At 60.4% G+C, this 18,400-nt stretch carries 18 protein-coding genes; 15 read left to right on the top strand and 3 right to left on the bottom strand.

What is annotated here, in order from left to right:
• Positions 1–41: 41 nt before the first annotated feature.
• Entirely contained in the window at positions 42–716 is a 675-nt protein-coding gene (locus CSQ85_RS05390; protein ID WP_150383191.1) for an alpha/beta hydrolase, read from the bottom strand.
• Between the two features lie 257 nt (positions 717–973).
• On the opposite strand from CSQ85_RS05390, the gene CSQ85_RS05385 reads away from it, so the two are divergent.
• Both CSQ85_RS05385 and CSQ85_RS05380 read left to right on the top strand, forming a co-directional pair.
• Entirely contained in the window at positions 974–2,203 is a 1,230-nt protein-coding gene (locus CSQ85_RS05385; RefSeq protein WP_150383190.1) for a trans-sulfuration enzyme family protein, read from the top strand.
• A 768-nt stretch (positions 2,204–2,971) separates the two neighbouring features.
• Positions 2,972–3,283: an Ldh family oxidoreductase gene (locus tag CSQ85_RS05380; protein ID WP_223846855.1), complete on the top strand. Its 312-nt coding sequence runs from the start codon at positions 2,972–2,974 to the stop codon at positions 3,281–3,283.
• 77 nt (positions 3,284–3,360) lie between these two features.
• Here CSQ85_RS05380 and CSQ85_RS05375 read toward each other — a convergent pair whose 3' ends face one another.
• Positions 3,361–4,383 (bottom strand): NADP-dependent oxidoreductase, encoded by a 1,023-nt coding sequence (locus tag CSQ85_RS05375; RefSeq protein WP_150383188.1) that lies wholly within the window; start codon positions 4,381–4,383, stop codon positions 3,361–3,363.
• 156 nt (positions 4,384–4,539) lie between these two features.
• Here CSQ85_RS05375 and CSQ85_RS05370 point away from each other — a divergent pair, with 156 nt between their 5' ends.
• Positions 4,540–4,998, top strand: coding sequence for an RrF2 family transcriptional regulator (locus CSQ85_RS05370; protein WP_150383187.1), 459 nt, complete (start codon positions 4,540–4,542; stop codon positions 4,996–4,998).
• Positions 4,999–5,065: 67 nt separating this feature from the next.
• Here CSQ85_RS05370 and CSQ85_RS05365 read toward each other — a convergent pair whose 3' ends face one another.
• Positions 5,066–5,851, bottom strand: a complete 786-nt coding sequence (locus tag CSQ85_RS05365) for a nitroreductase family protein (RefSeq protein ID WP_190972903.1) — start codon at positions 5,849–5,851, stop codon at positions 5,066–5,068.
• Between the two features lie 364 nt (positions 5,852–6,215).
• On the opposite strand from CSQ85_RS05365, the gene CSQ85_RS05360 reads away from it, so the two are divergent.
• The 12 genes from CSQ85_RS05360 (at position 6,216) to CSQ85_RS05305 (ending at position 18,330) form a co-directional block, all read left to right on the top strand.
• On the top strand, positions 6,216–7,013 hold the full coding sequence (locus tag CSQ85_RS05360; protein WP_150383185.1) for an SDR family NAD(P)-dependent oxidoreductase: 798 nt from the start codon (positions 6,216–6,218) through the stop codon (positions 7,011–7,013).
• 56 nt (positions 7,014–7,069) lie between these two features.
• Complete coding sequence (locus CSQ85_RS05355; RefSeq protein WP_150383184.1) at positions 7,070–7,993, top strand: transporter substrate-binding domain-containing protein; 924 nt, start codon at positions 7,070–7,072, stop codon at positions 7,991–7,993.
• A gap of 45 nt (positions 7,994–8,038) precedes the next feature.
• On the top strand, positions 8,039–8,761 hold the full coding sequence (locus CSQ85_RS05350) for an amino acid ABC transporter permease (RefSeq protein WP_150383183.1): 723 nt from the start codon (positions 8,039–8,041) through the stop codon (positions 8,759–8,761).
• Between the two features lie 61 nt (positions 8,762–8,822).
• Positions 8,823–9,587 carry an amino acid ABC transporter ATP-binding protein gene (locus CSQ85_RS05345; RefSeq protein WP_107041312.1) on the top strand — a complete coding sequence of 255 codons (765 nt, stop codon included), beginning with the start codon at positions 8,823–8,825 and terminating at the stop codon, positions 9,585–9,587.
• Positions 9,588–9,717: 130 nt separating this feature from the next.
• Positions 9,718–10,557 carry a DUF1684 domain-containing protein gene (locus tag CSQ85_RS05340; protein WP_190972902.1) on the top strand — a complete coding sequence of 280 codons (840 nt, stop codon included), beginning with the start codon at positions 9,718–9,720 and terminating at the stop codon, positions 10,555–10,557.
• The gene (locus CSQ85_RS05335; protein ID WP_150383181.1) at positions 10,550–11,497 is read left to right on the top strand and encodes a GNAT family N-acetyltransferase; all 948 of its coding nucleotides are present in this window, start codon (positions 10,550–10,552) and stop codon (positions 11,495–11,497) included. Before CSQ85_RS05340 ends, CSQ85_RS05335 begins: the two co-directional genes overlap by 8 nt.
• Before the next feature lie 262 nt (positions 11,498–11,759).
• A complete protein-coding gene (locus tag CSQ85_RS05330) occupies positions 11,760–12,512 on the top strand; it encodes an amino acid ABC transporter permease (protein ID WP_107041315.1) in 753 nt (250 codons plus the stop codon).
• Complete coding sequence (locus tag CSQ85_RS05325; protein WP_150383180.1) at positions 12,505–13,350, top strand: amino acid ABC transporter ATP-binding protein; 846 nt, start codon at positions 12,505–12,507, stop codon at positions 13,348–13,350. Before CSQ85_RS05330 ends, CSQ85_RS05325 begins: the two co-directional genes overlap by 8 nt.
• A 193-nt stretch (positions 13,351–13,543) precedes the next feature.
• Complete coding sequence (locus CSQ85_RS05320; protein ID WP_150383179.1) at positions 13,544–14,155, top strand: GNAT family N-acetyltransferase; 612 nt, start codon at positions 13,544–13,546, stop codon at positions 14,153–14,155.
• Positions 14,156–14,496: 341 nt separating this feature from the next.
• Positions 14,497–15,924 (top strand): FAD-binding oxidoreductase, encoded by a 1,428-nt coding sequence (locus CSQ85_RS05315; protein ID WP_150383178.1) that lies wholly within the window; start codon positions 14,497–14,499, stop codon positions 15,922–15,924.
• A gap of 3 nt (positions 15,925–15,927) precedes the next feature.
• Entirely contained in the window at positions 15,928–17,226 is a 1,299-nt protein-coding gene (locus CSQ85_RS05310) for an aminotransferase-like domain-containing protein (RefSeq protein ID WP_150383177.1), read from the top strand.
• Between the two features lie 207 nt (positions 17,227–17,433).
• Entirely contained in the window at positions 17,434–18,330 is an 897-nt protein-coding gene (locus tag CSQ85_RS05305) for a transporter substrate-binding domain-containing protein (RefSeq protein WP_190972901.1), read from the top strand.
• Positions 18,331–18,400: the final 70 nt, after the last annotated feature.

Here is an 18,400-nt window from a genome sequence, read left to right as displayed (position 1 = left end):
GGCAACCGGCCGGATCGGCGGGCTCGGCCGGATCAGCCGGATCACGGGATCTGCGGGCGGATCAGGTCGTGCGATTCGAGGAAGCGGCGCACGTCGCGCAGCTCGTCCATGTTGATCGAATGGGCCATGCCGGGGTAGATGTGCTCGCTCAGCGTGCCGTGCGCACGCCAGAACGCGCTCATCGCCGCGACGTCGGCGGCGGGGAAGATGTCGTCGATCGAACCGTGGCCGTAGAAGACCGGCGGCTGTGAGGCTTCGAGCGCCTTGTCGCCGTCCATCACACCCGGCGCGAGCCAGCCGGAGAAGCTCACGGCCGCCGCGTACCGGGCCGGATCGAAGCGCAGCATGTGCGCCGCGAGCAGGCCTCCCTGCGAGAAGCCCATCGTGACCACCGTGCAGTCGGCCGGAATGTTGGCCTTCACCCACTCGTCGATCGCGGCGGCCGCGTCATACGCCTGACGGGTCAGCGACTCACCCTCCGGCACGCCCTCGTGCGCCCAGTCGCCGAACCATGTGTAGCCCATGCCGTACGCGATCGGGGCCTGCAGACTCGCGAAATCGGCCGAACCCGCGCCGCAGTAGTTGAGCAGGTCGGGCAGGTCGTACTCGTTGGAGCCCCAGCCGTGCAGCAGCACGAACACCGGGGAGGAATCAGAGGAAGCGGAGGAAGCGGACGCGGAGCCGGTCAGACGCGTCAAAGCCTTGGTGATCTTCATGATTCCCCAGTGTAGGCGTCGAATGTCGCGGACCCATAATGCCGCCCAACGTCGCCTGATGTCGCCCGCTCACGCCCACTCATAACATCCCATAACCAACGCATATAGCGACACCGTTCCGTCGCACGTCGACTTGCGTTATCGTCATAACCAACCGCACGGGGAACACCCCGGACAGGCGGCAGGAAACAACAGAACACACGGAACAACAGAACAACGCAATATCAATCCGCGCGATACACGATAGGGGGTGCGCAATGACTAGGTTCAACACTCAGCTCGTACACGGCCTTCCGCTCGGCGACAACGCCACCGGCGCCGTGAACCCGCCGATCTACAACTCGACCACATATGCTTTCGACGAGGTCGGCGCCATGCCCCGCTACGACTACGCGCGCAGCGGCAACCCGACCCGCGAGTTCCTCGAGCGTCAGATCGCGCAGCTCGAGCACGGCACGCGAGGATTCGCGTTCGCCTCCGGACTCGCCGCGATCCACGCCACCCTGAGCATCTTCGAGCCGGGCGACCGCATCATCGTCGGCAAGAACATCTACGGCGGCACCTACTCGCTGTTCCACGACTACTTCTCCCGCTGGGGGCTGACGATCGAATCGGTCGACACCCATGATTTCCAGGCGCTCGAAACTGCGGTCGCCGGGGATCGCGAGCACGGCGTCTCGCCGGCCAAAGCCGTCTACTTCGAGGTCCTGACCAACCCGCTGCTCGATGTCAACGACGTGCGCGGCATCGCCAACATCGCCCACCGATACGGGGCGCTGACCATCGTGGACAACACGTTCGTCACCCCGTACCTGCAGCGCCCGCTCGATCTGGGCGCCGACATCGTCATCCACTCCGCGACCAAGTACCTCGCCGGACACTCCGACGTGAACGCCGGACTCGTGGTGACGCTGAGCGAGGAGGTCGGCAACAGGATCTACTTCGCGCAGAACCGCTTCGGAGGCGTGCTCGCCCCGCTCGAATGCGACGCGGTGCGCCGCGGCATCCAGACGCTCGCGCTGCGCATGGACCGTCAGCAGGCCAACGCCAAGTCGATCGCGCAGTACCTGCTCGCGCATCCGCTGGTCAAGACCGTGCATTATCCGGGGCTGCCCGGGCACGAGGACGAGCTGCGCGAGAAGGGACTCAAGGGCGCCGGCGGCGTGCTGAGCTTCGAGGTCGTGCCCGGCGTGGACCCGGCCGACGTGCTCGACAACCTGCATGTGTTCCGTCTGGCCGTCTCGCTCGGCGCGGTCGAATCGCTCGCCGAACTGCCGTGTAAGATGACGCATTTCGAACTGCCGCGCGAGGAGCGCCTCAAGGTCGGCATCACCGACGAGCTGGTGCGTCTCGCCGTCGGCATCGAGGACGCGGCCGACCTCATCGAGGACTTGGGTCAGGCGTTCGACATCGCGTACTCGAAGTACATCGAGCGTCACTCCGACGCCGATGTGTTCGCACAGCTTACGTCGGGCGTGTTCGCCTGAGTTCGCGGGCCACATTAGGATTTCGTCGTCGGCGGGTTGGGGGATCCGCCGGCGGCGATGGGGGAAGAGGAAACCATCACCATGACAGAAAGGGGATTGTCATGATCAGCGTCAGGGTGCGTGTCACGACGGGCGCCGCCGCGGGAGCCTTCCGAATGATGTAGCCTGTGGCCGGTCCATGTTCCGGTCATAGGCGTTAAACTCATCCGTCCATACACGTTGCGGATGTCGGATGATGCGGGGTCACACGTCGGTGCGATCATCTCCGCAAGTCCCGAAAGCCGGCGCGAGGTCGAGTCCTTGTCCTGAGGCTCGATCGATCACCGTTCATCATCCCGTATCCGTTCCCAGGAACCGGTGCGCGCCCACGGCCGTGGTGTGCGTGCACCGGTTCCGTTTGTTTTGCCGCTGTTTTGCCTCCGCTGTGCCGCCGTTGGCGGCTGTCGGGGCGATTCTGCGGGAGATGTGTGTCGGTAACTGACGCATATCTCTCGCTGGAGTCGGCCTGCCGAGAGATGCCCGGTGCCGTATGGCATCGATCTCTCGCTGGGGTCCCTCCTATCGAGAGGTATCGGGTACCTTATGGCGGTCAATCTCTCGCTGGGAGCGTTCCGGCGGGAGATCCGTGCGCATCAGTGACGGAGATCTCTCGCAAGAGCCCTGTGCAGCAAGAGATGACCGTCACCGACCGTCGGATATCGCTCGGAATGACTGTGTTTTCGGGGCGATGAGCGGGCGATGTGCGGCTGTCTGCTATGCCACATTCGGGTGAAGGGCAACAAGTCCAGCGAAGTGGACGGACTCGGCATCCATCACGGCGTCGGTCACTGCTTCGCCGCCATCGATCCTGCGATCTTCGGGGACCCGGACGCGATCATCGCCCGGTTCTCCGACTACTTGGACGAGATCCGCCGCATCCCCGCGGCGTCCGGCAGTCGCGTGTATGTGCATGGTGACAAGGAGGAGACCGCGTATCGGGAACGCACGGTACGTGGTACGGTGACGCTCGACCCCGGGACGGTCGCGTCGCTTGAAACCGTGTCAGATCGGCTCGGAGTCGGGTACGACGGCGTGCTCTGACAGTCGCGTGTAAAGCGCGTGGGGTGCATCTTCCATGCTTCCTGTGGGTTTTCATGTACTTCCGGATCGTGCCGTGGTCAGAACCGGACCACGACCTTGCCTGATGCGTGTCCTCCCATGCCGGCGACGAGTTTGAGCGCCGCTTGAATGTCGTCAAGGCGGAGCATGTGCGGGTCGATGGAGGGGTGCACATCGCGTTCCTTCACGATGTCGGTGATATGACGCAGCTGTTCGCCATCCGCCCGCACGAAGATGAATTCGTACCGCTTGCCCTGCGTCTGCGCCTTCTTGTCGAGCTTCGATCCGGCGAGCGAGAACAGCGTGCGCTTGAGGAACGGCATCCGCATGCGTTCGGCGAATGCCTTGTTGGGCACGCCGCGCAGGCTGAGCAGCGTGCCGCCGGGTTTCAGCACGGACAGCTCACGGTCGAACTCTGCCGGCCCAAGCGTATCGATCACGTAGTCGACACTGACGCCGGCCTGCCAGTAATCCTCCGCACGGTAGTCGAGATACCTGTCGGCGCCGAGGGCGAGGATCTCGTCGCGCGAGCGCTCGTTGCCGGTGACGGTGACGTCCAGCCCCAGCGATTTGGCGATCGGCACGGCCATGCGTCCGAAGCTGCCCGAGCCTCCGGGAATGAGGACGCCCTGCCCCGGCTTGGCGTCCAGGACCTCCGTGAACGCCTGCCACGCGGTCAGACCGGTGAGCGGGATGGTCGCGGCCTCGTCGAAATCGTATCCCTCGGGCATCGGCGCCACAGCGTCTCCGGGCAATGCGACGAATTCAGCGAGCGCGCCGGGGTGGTCGATCGGCGTGCGGGCGTACACGCGGTCACCCGGCTGGAATCCGCGCACCGCATCGCCCACGCGTTCCACGACGCCGGCGACCTCGTTGCCGAGCGTGACCGGCATCGGATAATCCTGGATCAGCTTGACTGCGCCGGCGGCGACCAGCAATTCCAGCGGATTGACGGCCGCCGCCTTGACGCGGATCAGTATGTCGCGGTCGCCGATGGACGGTTCGGGGATCTCGTTGACCTCAACCCCCGCAATGGCCTTGGCGGCGTCCTTCTCGTAACGGTTGATCTGCGCTGCTCGCATGGTGGCGCGTCCTTTCTTCGATTCCGCAGGTGTTGGATTTCCGGCGACCCAGTAATGTAATATTTAGAATTACATATAAACCATATCGCGGCACTGGGATATGGTTCGTGATGAAAGGTAATGAGAATCGAATGGTTTGAACGAGGGGGCTTGCCTGTGCATATCAGCATGAAGTGCTCCGTGGCGGTGCATTGCCTGATCTTTATGAACGAGGCGGGCGATCATCGGGTGACCAGCCGGTTGCTGGCCGAGAGCACCGGATGTAACGCGGCAAGCATTCGCTCCCTGTTCTGCTCGTTGAAGAAGGCCGGCATCATCGATGTGAATCGGGGCGAGGGGGGTGCGCATCTGATCCGTGACCCGAAGGACATAACTCTGCTCGACATTCAAAACGCGGTCGAGCCCGAAGGTCTGTCCACGATGATCGGCATGCACAAGTATGTGGGGCAATCCTGCCCGATAGCGAAAAACATCCGCGCAGTGCTGACTCCCGCGTATGAGCGGGTCGAGCAGGCGGCGGCCCAAGCCATGTCGTCGATCACTTTGTCTCAGATGGTCGACGACTATCACGCCCGCCTTCTGTTTGGGGGAGACGAACCGCCGGCTGCCGCGTGATTGCGTCTGGCCGGCGGCTCGTCGGGCGGTAACCATCCGATGGTGTTGGGTGATTCCGGAAAGGCTTTCAGAAGCCGAACCCCTGATCGCGGGCGATTGTGGAGAAGGGTTCCCTTTGCGACAGGCCCGGACGGACGGATCGGCTGGCGAGCCATGCCTTGAACGAGGCCGGAGCGGCGCCGCCGCGCTGACGGTAAAACTCGGCTACCTGTTTGTCGAACTCGTTCAGCTGCGGGTCCAGCAGACGCTCCTCGTCGGCGGTCGGGTAGGTGTTGTCGAAGAATTGCGTGTCCTTGGGGAGACGTGGCTTGGTAGCGGGGGCGGTGACCGGTTCCTCGGGCACTCCGAGCGCGATGCCGAGAATCGGATAGGTGAGCTTGGGCAGGTGCAGCAGCTCGATGACCTCGCGCGTATGCATCACGATGGCCGCCATGATCACCGCCCCGAGTCCCAGCGAAAACGCGGCGGTCTCCATGGCGTGCAGGGCAAGCACTGCGTCATCCTTGGCTTGGCCGAAAGCGGCGGGCGAGTTGAAATACAGATCGTCGGACGTGATATCCACGCCCTCCTCGTGCGCGATCCGGGTGTTGCGATGCTGGTCGGCGACGAAGATGTACAGCAGTGGTGCATCGGCGACGAATGTCTGGGTCGACAGTTCGGACAGTTGCCTCTTGATGTCTGGATCCGTGATGCGGATCGCCGACCAGGAGTTCAGGTATTGGCTGGTCGCCGCGCGTTGGGCGGCGGTTTCCAACGTTTCGACGATGTCGTCCGGAATGGGGGTATCGGCGAAACGGCGGACCGATTTCCTGCGCAGCAGGACGTCGATGGTCGGATTGTTGACGAGGGACATATGCTCATCCTTTCTTGTGATGCTTCCTGATGATGCCCTGATGACGCGATAAGCGTGAGGGCTCATATGGTTCATGCTAGGGGTGGCGTGCAAATGCTGTGCCGTGATCATCATATGTAAATCTTAGAGCTACATAACAGTCGCGTTAATGACTGATTCATGATGCGATGTCTTTGATTGTGGCTTCGGTCGCGATCGAGGGGTTTGTGCGGTTTGTTGGTGTTGCAATCGTTGTAATCACGGTGTCTGATAGCCGGCTATTCCTTTTCCGTATGATGTGCCGGCCAAATGTGATGCATTGTGGGGCTACTATCAGTGAGCATCACATGTAGTTAATAAATTTACACAAGAAGGGGAATGTGCAATGGTAAGGAACTATTTCGATCTGACCGGACGAGTCGCGTTGGTGACTGGAGGCGCCAGCGGGCTTGGTGAGCAGGCCGCGTACGCATACGCGGACGCCGGTGCGGCACTTGCATTGCTGGATGTTAATGCCGACGGACTCGAGCGAGTCCGGAAAACTCTGGAGAACGCCGGCCATGAGGCTATTGCCCTCACGGCGGACGTCACCGATGAGTCGCAGGTCGAACGTGCGGTGCATGAGGCCATCGCGCATTATGGAAGGATTGACATCGTACTCAACGATGCCGGCATCAATCGTAAAGACGACATCGAAGTGGATCCATTGGACACGTGGAACGAGGTGTTCGAGGTGAACGTCACCGGCATACGCAACGTCCTGCGTTTCCTGCTGCCGCACTTCAAGGAGAACCGATACGGCAAGATCGTCAACATCTCGTCGATCGCCGCGTTGCACGGCAACATGACCATCGACCACGCATGCGACTCCTATCACGCTTCCAAGGCCGCGGTGCTGGGGCTGACCATCAACATCGCCGCCCGTTACGCCCGTTACGGCATCACCGCCAACGCGATCGCGCCAAGCTATTTCCAAACCGGCATGACCAGTGGGACATCCGGAACCGGCAGTGGATACTATGAGCGGCCGGATGTCAGAAAGGCGCTCATCGCCCGCATCCCGGCCGGCCGTGTGTCGAATGTCGACGAGCTGAACGGCACTGTGCTGTTCCTGTCGTCCGACGCCTCCAGTTTCGTGCAGGGGCAGTACATCACCGTCGATGGCGGCGGGCGGCTCATTTGAGAGCCGGATGGTATCCGGGAATCAAGAAGATCCAGACATGGTGAAAAGGGGAAGACATGTTCGGAACAGCAATCGATGCATTGGCGGGATCGTCGTACGGGCTGGTACGTAGGAAGCGGTCCGGTATGGCGAGGCGCGTGATCGCCGCGTTCGTTGCCGCGCTCATGATAGGCTCCCTGGGAGCCTGCACCAACACGGATGCGCCCAAGGCGTCGGGCGTGGAGGCATCGGAGGACTCGGGAACCATCAAAGTGGTGACCACCGGCACCGGAACGCCGTTCGCATGGAAGGATCCGGATACCGGTAAACTGACCGGCTACTATGTGGACCTCACCAACGCCATCGACGACAAACTGCCTGATGTGAAGGTCGAATGGGATGTGACTGACTTCGCTGCGGCATCGCAGGCGCTGACGACAGGACAGGACGACGTGCTGGCGTTCATGATGAGCAAAACGCCCGAACGCGAGCAGCGATACCTGTACTCCGCCGAGCCGGTCGCCGTGAACCGTCATGTCATCATCTACGACAAGTCCAAGTTCAGCGGCATCACCTCGCTGGATGATGTGGCCGAAAAGAAACTGAAGGTGGGGACGTTTTCCACTGGGGCCTCCGACCAGCTGCTACTGGAGCAGTACAACAAGGACCATGCGGGCAGTCCCATCGATCTCAACCACGGCGACTATGGCATTACCGAACTCGTGACGGCGGTCAGGAACGGGCAGATCGACGCCACCGTGGTGGGCGATACCGCGGTCTACGCCTACGAGCACGAACGTCATGACGACAGTCTCGCCATCATTCCGATCACCAGTGGCGAGGGAAGCAAAGCGGATGATGGATATTACCTTTTCGGCAGAACCCAGCGCGGCGAACGCGCGAAGCGACTGTTCGACAAAGCCATTGCGGAGCTCAAGGCAGACGGTACCATCAGCGACATCTCGCTCAAATACTTCGGAAAGGACATCTCCGGACAGTGACCTGCCACCGGCATCTTCGGTCACTTACCCTCAGAGAGGCGATCCATGAGCAATAGCAACACCATCTTCGACGTGCAGTTCATGCTGGATTCGTTCGGCAAACTCATGCCGTATTTCCCCATCACGCTGCTCATCGTCGCGGTGGCCTACATATGCGGCCTGCTGATCGGACTCGGCTGTGCGATCGTCAAGGTGTACCGTATCCCGGTACTGCTGCAGATCGTGGACGCATATGTCTCGTTCATCCGCGGTACCCCGTTGCTGGTGCAGCTCTATCTCATCTATTTTGGCATCCCTGTGGTCATCCGGCTATGGAACGCGAATTTCGGTACGGATTATCCCACGCACGGTGTGCCCGCACTGCTGAGCGTCTTCATCGCGTATTCACTCGGTGACGGAGCATATTTCGCCGAAACCATCCGCGGCGCCATCGAGGCGGTGGACCGCGGCTCGGTCGAGGCGGCGGAGGCGTTCGGTATGACCCGTGGAAGGACGATGCTTCGGGTGATCCTGCCGCAGGCGCTCCTCATCGCCATGCCCAACCTCGGCAACATGCTGCTCATGTTGATGAAGAACACCTCGCTGGCCTTCACTATCGGCGTGGTGGACATCATGGGGCAGGGCAAGATCATCGCCTCGTCCGGCTACCGCTTCTTCGAGGTGTACATCGCGCTTGCGGTCATCTATTGGTGCTCCTGCTTCGTATTGGCCCGCATCACCGGATTCGTGGAGAAACGGCTGAACGTGCAGCGGAACAGAACCGCGTAATGTGCGTGGCCCTGTGCCATGTCATCCCGTGCAATGAATCATCAATGAAAGGAAGGCGGATATGCCGTTATTCGAAGCCCGCAACATCGCCAAGTCGTTTGATGGAAAGACAGTGCTGAAGGACATCTCCCTGAACGTGGAGGCCGGCGATGTGAACGTCATCCTCGGACCGTCAGGTTCAGGCAAGACCACATTTCTGAGGACGATGAATTTCCTCGAAAAAGCCGATTCCGGTGTCATCGGGTTTAATGGAGAAGGGCGTGACGTGTCACGGTACCAGCGCAGGGACATCCTTCGTCTGCGCAGGGCCACTGGATTCGTGTTCCAGCACTACAACCTCTTCCCGAACCGCACCGCGCTGGGCAATGTGACTGAGGTTCTCACCCAAGCGCATGGCATTCCCGACAAACAGGCGCATGACATTGCGATGGAGGCGCTCGAGAAGGTCGGCATGGCCGACCATGCAAACCAGCGCCCGGTGGAGCTGAGCGGCGGTGAACAGCAGCGTGTCGGCATCGCTCGTGCCATCGCGGTCAAGCCGAAGGTGATCTTCTTCGACGAGCCCACGTCCGCACTCGATCCCGAGAGAGTGGGAGATGTGCTGGACATCATGAAGGAACTCGCGCGCGAACAGGTCACCATGATCGTCGTCACGCACGAGATGCAGTTCGCGCGTGAGGTGGCGAGCCATGTGATGTTCATGGACGATGGCGAAGTGATCGAAGAGGGGAGTGCGGAGCAGATCTTCACCGATCCACGGCATGAGCGGACTCAGCGGTTCCTCGAACGAGTCATCCAACACACGCCTTTGACCAGAACGGCGTGAATCGGTGTGTGGCCACCTGATGTGTGGCCACCCGATGCATGTCCACGCGAGCCGGAAATAGAAACACAGACCAAAAACAAAAAAGAATCAGGAGATACGCATGAGAGCACACGAAACGGGGAACAGTGCGGTGGATACCGCTACCGACGACACCGCATATCTGGAATACAAAGAGCAATGGCTTCAATGGCACAGCCGGCGTGAGGAGATTCTCACCTCCCCGCATGGGTTCCTGTCAATCGTCGACCTCACATGGTTGACCGATCACGGGGACGTCACGGTTCCGTCGTTTCCGGGAAGCTGGTGGCAGGACGGCGACACGATCACCTACACTCCGGATCCGAACCGGGTCATCAACATTAACGGATTGCCTGTGCTGAGCGAACGTGGATACATCGTCAAGGCGGAAGAGGACGCCGATGTGGCCATCCTCACCTTCAACGATGTCAAGGCGGAGCTCATCAAACGCATCGGCGGCACGCGGACGTTTGCGGTGCGCGTGCGCGACCCCAAGTCGAAACTCATCGCCGACTATGCGGGCACGCCGTACTTCGAGCCCGATCCGAAGTGGATAGTCCCCGCACGTTTCGAACCGGCGCAGGACAAGGACACCATCGTCTCGGTCCCGGCATCCGTGGATGGGCTGAGCCATAACGAGCACGTCGTGGGCGTGCTCAACCTGACCGTCGACGGCAGGGAATATCCGCTGACCGTCTTCCAGGGATTCCATGACAACTCCGGCATCATCCTGTTCCGCGACGCAACCTCCGGCAAGGAGACATATGGTGGTTCGCGCATCATCACCATCGGGAACCTCGATCCCGATGCGCTGCGCACGCTCGACTTCAACCACGCCCTGAACCTGCCATGTGCATACACGCCGTTCTGCACCTGTCCGTTCGCCCCATTGCAGAACCATTTACCGTTCGCGGTCACCGCCGGTGAGAAGAAACCGTTGGGACATGAGTGAGCCATACTGCCATGAGGACGCTGGTGTGAAGGTGAATATCGACGCAGACATGGCCTCAGACGTGGCCATCCGCCAAGCCCGGCGCAATGAGTATCCGCTCATTGAGAACATGATGGTCGATTCGTTCCGTCGGACTGGATTGTTCGTTTCCGAAGCGTACGAGCGGGACATGCGTTCGCTGGAACGGCACAGTGCGCGATGGACGGTGTGGATCGCAACCGATGCAGGCGGTGGAAATGCCGATGGGGCGGGAAGCGCCATCTTTGGCGCTGTGCTCACACCGCGTACGGCTGTAGAGAAACCGGAATCGCTGATCTCCTCGATGCGTGGCGAACGCATGTTTCGGTTCCTGTCGGTGTCGCCCGAAGCACAAGGACGGGGTATCGGCCGGATGCTCGTCAATCATTCCATCGCTGAGATCGGACGTTTGGGTGTGCCGCGCGTAGGGATCTATACGGGATTCCCGCTCACGCATGCCATACATCTATACAGGTCGATCGGCTTCGTGAGGCATCCTGAGCAGGAGCATCGTCTGCATGAGGGACACCGTCTGCTGAGATACATCTACGACATCCCAGATGCGCTGGTACGGTATGATCCCGCGGTGAACCGATTCGAAAGGGATCGTGTGATCCCGTCCACCGAGAACACGCCAGGGTCTTGGACCGGGTTCTTTCGCGCACTGCATGAGCGGTTGCCTTGGCTGGCGTTGCACACCGACGAGCGGGGGATAATGGCGTTCTGCCGTCACACGGGGTTCTCTTTGGGGTGCGAGCTGCCTCTGGGGATCGTCGGCGTGCAATCCGTTGAGGATGATGCCGGCGTCCGTGCGATCGCCGACGAATACCGTATTCCGGTATTCACGGTCACCGGCGTCGGGTCCTTTCATCGCGAGGATGCGTATCAGACCGGCATTGTGCTGGATCGCGTTAAGGGGTAGGGGTGCACAGGCCGCGCGGCGTGTCGTGGACGTGACTGGTGGGGTATTCCGGGTGATCGGGATGCCCCCCATCGCCCATGCCGGAAACGGTTGATAGCAGCCTATAACCAACGCCGATTACTGCGGGATTGCAATCGCGAGCAGCGGCGAAATACCATCTGGATAACGGTTCGAGCAGGGGACTTCCGATCGGGCCGGCACGTACAGAATCTACAGAATCGCACGGGATCGTTCGGTCCCCAATCCAGGTGGAGATGAGACAATGCCTGACCTTTTCGACATCAGACTGGTGTTCACGCAGATACCGGAGCTGTTGGCGTATCTGCCCGTGACACTGGAGCTGACCGCGGCGGCGGGCGTCATTGGCCTGATCCTGGGCTTCATCATCGCGATGATCCGCATCAGGCGCGTCCCGGTGCTGTACCAGATCAGCACCGTGTACATCTCCTTCCTGCGCGGCACCCCGATCATCGTGCAGCTGTACATCAGCTACTTCGGCATCCCGATCCTGCTGAAGTACATCAACTACTGGAACGGCACGAACTTCGACATCAACGGCGTCCCGCCGGTCCTGTTCGCGATCCTCGCCCTGGCGCTCAACCAGTCCGCGTTCATGTCCGAGATCATCCGCGCGGCCATCACCGCCGTCGATCCCGGGCAGATCGAGGCGGCCGAGTCGATGGGCATGACCCCCGGCCAGGTCAGAAGGCGCGTCATCTTCCCGCAGGCGGGCGTCATCGCCCTTCCGGGACTCATGAACTCGCTGATCGGACTGATCAAGGGCACGTCGCTCGCGTTCGTGTGCGCCGTGGTCGAGATGACGGCCGCCGGCCAGATCATGGCCGGATCGTCCTACCGCTACTTCGAGATGTACTGCTCGCTGGCGATCATCTACTGGATCATCACCCTGATCCTCGAGTTCCTCAGCTCCCTGCTGGAGAAGAAGCTGTCCATCCCGCAGGAATCCCCCGCTTTGAAGCAAGCCACCGCACAGGAGGTGCTGGCAAATGATTAAGATCCGCGGTCTGGTCAAGACCTATGGCAAGAACACCGTGCTCGACGGCATCGACCTCGACATCGAGAAGGGTGAGGTCGTCGCGCTGATCGGTCCTTCGGGAACCGGCAAGTCCACGTTCCTGCGTTCGATCAACCTGCTCGAGAAGCCCGACGCGGGCGAGCTGACCATCGACGGACGCACCTACGACCTCGCGAAGGTCACCAAGAAGGACACCGTCGCCATCCGACGTTCCACCGCGATGGTGTTCCAGCAGTTCAACCTGTTCAAGAACCGCACCGCCCTGCAGAACGTGATGGAAGGGCTGACCGTCGTCAAGAAGGTGTCGAAGCAGGAGGCCCGTGAACGCGCCCTCGCCGAGCTGCGCAACGTCGGCTTGGAGGCATGGCAGGACCATTATCCGCAGCACCTGTCCGGCGGCCAGCAGCAGCGCGTCGCCATCGCCCGCGCGCTGTCGATGGATCCGCAGCTGCTGCTCCTCGACGAGCCGACCTCCGCGCTCGACCCGGAACGTGTGCGCGAGGTGCAGGAGACGATCGACAAGGCGGCGAAGGAGGGCAACACGATGCTCCTCGTCTCCCACGAGATGGGGTTCGTGCGTCAGATCGCCACGCGCGTGCTGTTCATCGACGGCGGCAAGGTCGTCGAGCAGGGCGCGCCGGAGGAGGTGTTCTCCGCGCCCAAGACGCCGCGTCTGCGCGAGTTCCTCGACTCGTTCAACGAGTACGCGAACGTCGAGGATTCCGATGCGGTGGCGCAGCAGGCCAAGACGCCGATCAACGTGATCGTGCCGCGCACGCCGACCATCTTCCCGGTCAAGCAGGAGCAGCTCATCTGAGCGAGTTCCTGGGATTCCGCGGCGGGATCGTTGCGGCGGATCGTACGAGCTGTGGGAGTTCGCGCGGAACGTGGCGCCGTATGAAGGGTGATTTCGGGTCGAAATCATCATCGGGCCGAAATCATCGGGTCGAAAGCCGGATGGGACCGAATGGGACTGAACGGGATTGAATGCTGAACGGAGGAAATGAGATATGGGGAATGTGGCTGTGGCCGAGGACGTGCGCACAGGTCTGGATGCGGATGTTGTTGACACCGCGTCCGGGATCGCCATCACCGCGACGGACGCGACTTCGCTGCCCGCGGACCTGCTGGTGAAGGATCTGGGCGACGGGCTCACGTTGCGTCTGGCCGACCCGTCGGAGTACGTGGCGGTGGGGGAGACCCTGTACGAGGCGTTCAAGACGAACGGGCCGATGAGCGAGTTCTACAAGCATCGCCTGCTCGACATCCCGGACCGTGCCAAGGCCGAGGACATCTGGGTCATCGTTGACGGGGATGGCACGCTGTACGGCGCCTGCACCACCGTCAAGCCGGCGTTCAACCGCGAACCCACGTTCGAGTTCAACACGATGGGCGTGCTGCCGATCGGTCGTGGTCACGGGCTTGGCAGGGCGTTCGTCGAGCACAGCATCGCCGTCGGCAAGGCGTACGGCTACCGCAAGGTGCTCATCCACTCCGGCCCCAACATGCCGTACGCGCACCGGCTGTACCAGCGCTGCGGCTTCGTGCGCCACCGCGAGCTCGAAACGCTCGTCGTCGACGGCGGCCAGAGGCTGCTGGTGTTCACCTACGACATCGACTGATCGGGGTGATTCCAGGGCGTTTTTCGTCTGATGACCTGAGGAGCGGACAAGGAACGGGTGATGACGCGATAGGCGTCGTCACCCGTTTGTATTTCCGTAATATTTTCCCCATCATTACCTTATATTTCATGACGCTTATAACTGACTGAATCTAGTTTGAGTCGTGTTTTCTGAATAACGTGTCATAGATTATCCCGTTGTCCAAGATAGTGTGGCGGATTGCTTTTTCTGCTGTAATACGAATCATCGCGGAATAATCCGCGTCGGGGATGTCCATCCGGAATACATGGCGTGCCATGAAGGCATGCACCGGCGTGAATTCATACAGATAAAGGGGAAACATGACCGCAACATTAGGCAACAGGGTTCTGGGCGGTGACGTGCGTGACGTGACCGTCACCCGTCGGGAGGGATTCCTGACCGAAATCGGAGAGTCGCTTGACGTCGACGCCATAGTGACCGATCCGCTGTCGATCAGTGAGATCGTGAACAAGCATCATCACCGGTTCAGTGAGGAGAAGCTGCCCTTCGCCGTACTGTTGCCGAATTCAGCCGAGCAGGCAAGCTCCATACTGCGCGCGGCCAATGAATACGGCATCGCCGTGTTTACGCGCGGGGCCGGCACAGGACTCGGGCAGTTGTCGACCATCACCGTTCCCGGGATCTTGCTGCTCACTGACAGGCTGAACCACATCCGCGAAATCAATCCCATCGGCCATTACGCGGTCGTCGAAGCCGGCGTCATCAATGCACGTATCAACGAGGCGACGAAGGAATACGGTCTGTATTATCCGCCGGATCCGGCCAGTTTCGAACTGTCCACCATCGGCGGCAACGTGGCGACAAATGCGGGTGGATTCAAGTGCGCGAAATATGGCGTCACACGCGATTCGCTGCTGTCTCTCACCGTTGTGCTGCCGGATGGGCGCATCATCGAGACGGGACGACCGACCATGAAGAACGTCGCCGGTTTCGATCTGACGTCATTGTTCACCGGTTCGGAAGGATTGCTGGGCGCCGTCATTGCGGCGACCGTGCGTCTTCGTCCGATTCCGCAGGGCGTTGCCAAGGTTATTGCATTCGCCCGCGACCTTGGACAGACAGGTAGTGTGATCGAGGCGGTGCTGGCGTCCGGCGTGCAGCCGGCGTCGCTGGAACTCATGTCCGTGCCGTACGAGCAGACCTACCCCGACAAGTTCGTCGAGTCTGTTGGTGATGCGCAATGGCTGATCGAGGTGACGACGGATGGGCGCGCTGCCGAGGAGGATGCCGAGACGGTGTTGGAGGCGTTGCGTCCCACCGGAGCCTCACTGATTCGTCCCACGGTGGATGAGGCCGAGACGTTCTTCATTCTACGTAAGACCGGACGTGCGTTTCCACGGGGTACCGCGTGGATGGCGGGCAGCGACGTGGCCGTTCCTCTGGACAAGCTCGGCGAGTTCCTGCTGGTGCTCGAACGTCTGGCGAATGAGGCTCACGCGCAGCTGACCATCATGGCACATGCGGCCGATGGCAACACACACACGGGATTCATCCTTCCCAAGAAAGAGGGGGAGACGGAACTCCCGGAAGCGCTGCGCCTTGCCAAGGAGAAGCTCTATGACTACGTGCTCGCCAATGGTGGCACCATCACCGGCGAACACGGCGTCGGTCTTGAACTGAAGGATCTGTTGGTCAGGCAGATCGGGCAAGACAACCTTGACCTGCAACGAACGCTGAAGCGTGCCCTCGATCCGCGTGGCATCCTCAATCCCGGAAAGTGGGTGTGAGATATGACGTCCGCAATCATAGGGGAAGTTGAGATGATCCGTCCCTCCGCGTTGTTCTCGTCCATCAGTGGGAATTCGTCCGTGTTCAAGGGCGCGGACGTGCGTGTGCGTTCGGACAAGCGTCCCATCGATTTTCTGGCGGGGCTGCCGGATCCCGCGATCCTGCCGTATGAGCGCATCGCCTGCGCCTTCGCCGATGTCATAGGGGGAGGGTCCCGAGAAGACCGGAGTTCGGGCGACTTCTCAGCGTTGTCCTATTCGTCGCCGTACGGGGTAGACCGGCTGCGGAGGATCGTCGCCGGACAACGTGGTGTCGATCCGGAAAGCGTGATCATCACCAACGGGGCGATGGAGGGCGTGTTCCTCAGTGCGGCGGCGACCGTCGATTCCGGATCGCGGGTGCTGGTGGAGAACCCTGCGTTCCCGCAATGTGTGAAGACATTCCAACGGCTCGGGGCGCATATCGAAACGGTCGGATTGACTTCGGAAGGCATCGACGTGGACGAAGTCGAACGACTGCTTGCCGAAGCTGCGCGTGAGGGACGTCAGTACAGCGCCATCTACACGATTCCCGATTTCCAGAATCCCACAGGACGGCTCGCCTCTGGGCGGGTGAAACATCGGCTACTGGAACTGGTGGCGCAATACGGCGTCGCGGTCATTGCGGACAACCCCTATCGGGAACTGTGGTTCGAACAGGAACCGGAGGAATACCCGCGAGAATTTCGTGGTACGGAGGGAAGTCCGCTGTTCGAGGTCGGATCGTTCTCGAAATGGCTTGGACCGGGTCTGCGCGTCGGATGGGTCATAGCCGATCCAGCGTATGTCAGGAAGATCGCCGCGTATCGGTTGGGTGTCGACGGCGGATTGTCGTCGGCCACCCAGTATGCGCTGGCGCGGTTGTTGGATGCGGGTTCGCATGTTGATCCGGACCAAGATGAAAAACGGGAATCGTGGGCCGACGCGTTGCTCTTCCGAGAGCGAGAGTTCTATGCGGACAAGGCCGCGGCGCTCGCCTCGGCCCTGCGTTCCGGGCTTGGGGACGATATCGAATTCGATGATCCGCAGGGAGGGTATTTCCTGTGGGCGCGGTTGCCGGAATGGTTCCACCTGGATGATCCGGACGCGCAACGCGCGCTGGCGGAACAGAACATTAATCCTGTACGGGGTGATTCGTTCTTCGTTGGAACCGCGGATACCCGTTATGCGCGTTTCTCCTTCGCTCACTCGTCCAAGGAGGATTTGATCGAGGGGGTGAATCGGCTGCGCCTCGCGGTGTCTGGCGTACGTAAAGGGCAATAGGGTGTGAATAACACACTATAGGAAAAACCGATGGGTCTGCAGGTGTGGAGAATAACCTGTTCCTGTAGTATCAAATATCACCGATGTATATAGGGGTATATGTATCGGAGTTCGCTATATTCGAAGGCCGTTCTGACGGAATTCGAAATTAAAAGAAAAACAATTATTCGGGGAAATGTTCTTCGTACAAGAAGAAGGGTGAATGATATGAACAACACGAAGACCACGCTGAGGAGGCGATTGATTGCGGGAGTGGCTCTCGCTTTGACGGCGGTGCTTGCGCTGTCCGGCTGCGGCTCCGGTTCGGCAGAAAAGACGGCATCCGCCGCCGAAAGCAACAACAGTCAGGTGCGCACCATCCACGCTGTTACCGGTGGTGGCCCGGCACCCTACGTGTTCCGTGATGGAAACAAGCTTACCGGGCAGAACGTGGAACTTGTGGAGGCGATTTTCAAGAAGCTTCCGCAGTATAAGTTGCAGTGGGATATCGTCGATTTCTCAGCCATTTTCTCCGGTCTTGATTCCGGCCGATACCAGATCGGTGTCAATAACTTCGCATGGAACAAGGAGAGAGCGGCCAAATACCTGTACAGTGATCCTATCTACGAGATTCCCTATGTGATCGAGGTCCCGAAGGGTTCGAAGATCACCGCGACGGAGATCGACTCGTTCGGTGATCTCGCTGGTAAGACCGCGTTGCTGGATCCCGGTACCGCGGCAACTACCGCTGTGCAGAACTGGAATGAGGCTCATCCAGACCAGAAGATCAACGAGCAGTACACGGGTACTGGCTCGGATCTGACCAGTAAGTTGCGCACTCTAGCTTCCGGTAAGGTTGATTTCGCCATCGATGATGCTCCGGTGCTGAGCTACTACTCCAAGAAGGCCGGACTCGATATCCGGTCCATCACCATCGGTGGTGACGCCGCCACATCCATCACAGGAACGGATCCCAACCATTACCTTATCTTCCCCAAGGGGGAGGAGCAGTTGGCGAAGGACATCAACAAGGCATTCGCCGAAGTGGTCAAGGATGGTGACTCCGCCTCAATCAATCAGAAGTGGCTGGGTAAGGATTTCACCGCCAAACAGGACGGTAAGTGATTCAGGTCCGGTCTGGATCCCAGAGTCTGGGACGAAGTGATTCGAATCGGCAAATTGGTAGGTGTATTAC

The sequence above is a fragment of the Bifidobacterium rousetti genome (genome assembly GCF_008698235.1).
Classification (GTDB): domain Bacteria; phylum Actinomycetota; class Actinomycetes; order Actinomycetales; family Bifidobacteriaceae; genus Bifidobacterium; species Bifidobacterium rousetti.
Note: the sequence above shows the minus strand (reverse complement) of the source record. Positions and strands in the feature narration are given on the sequence as shown.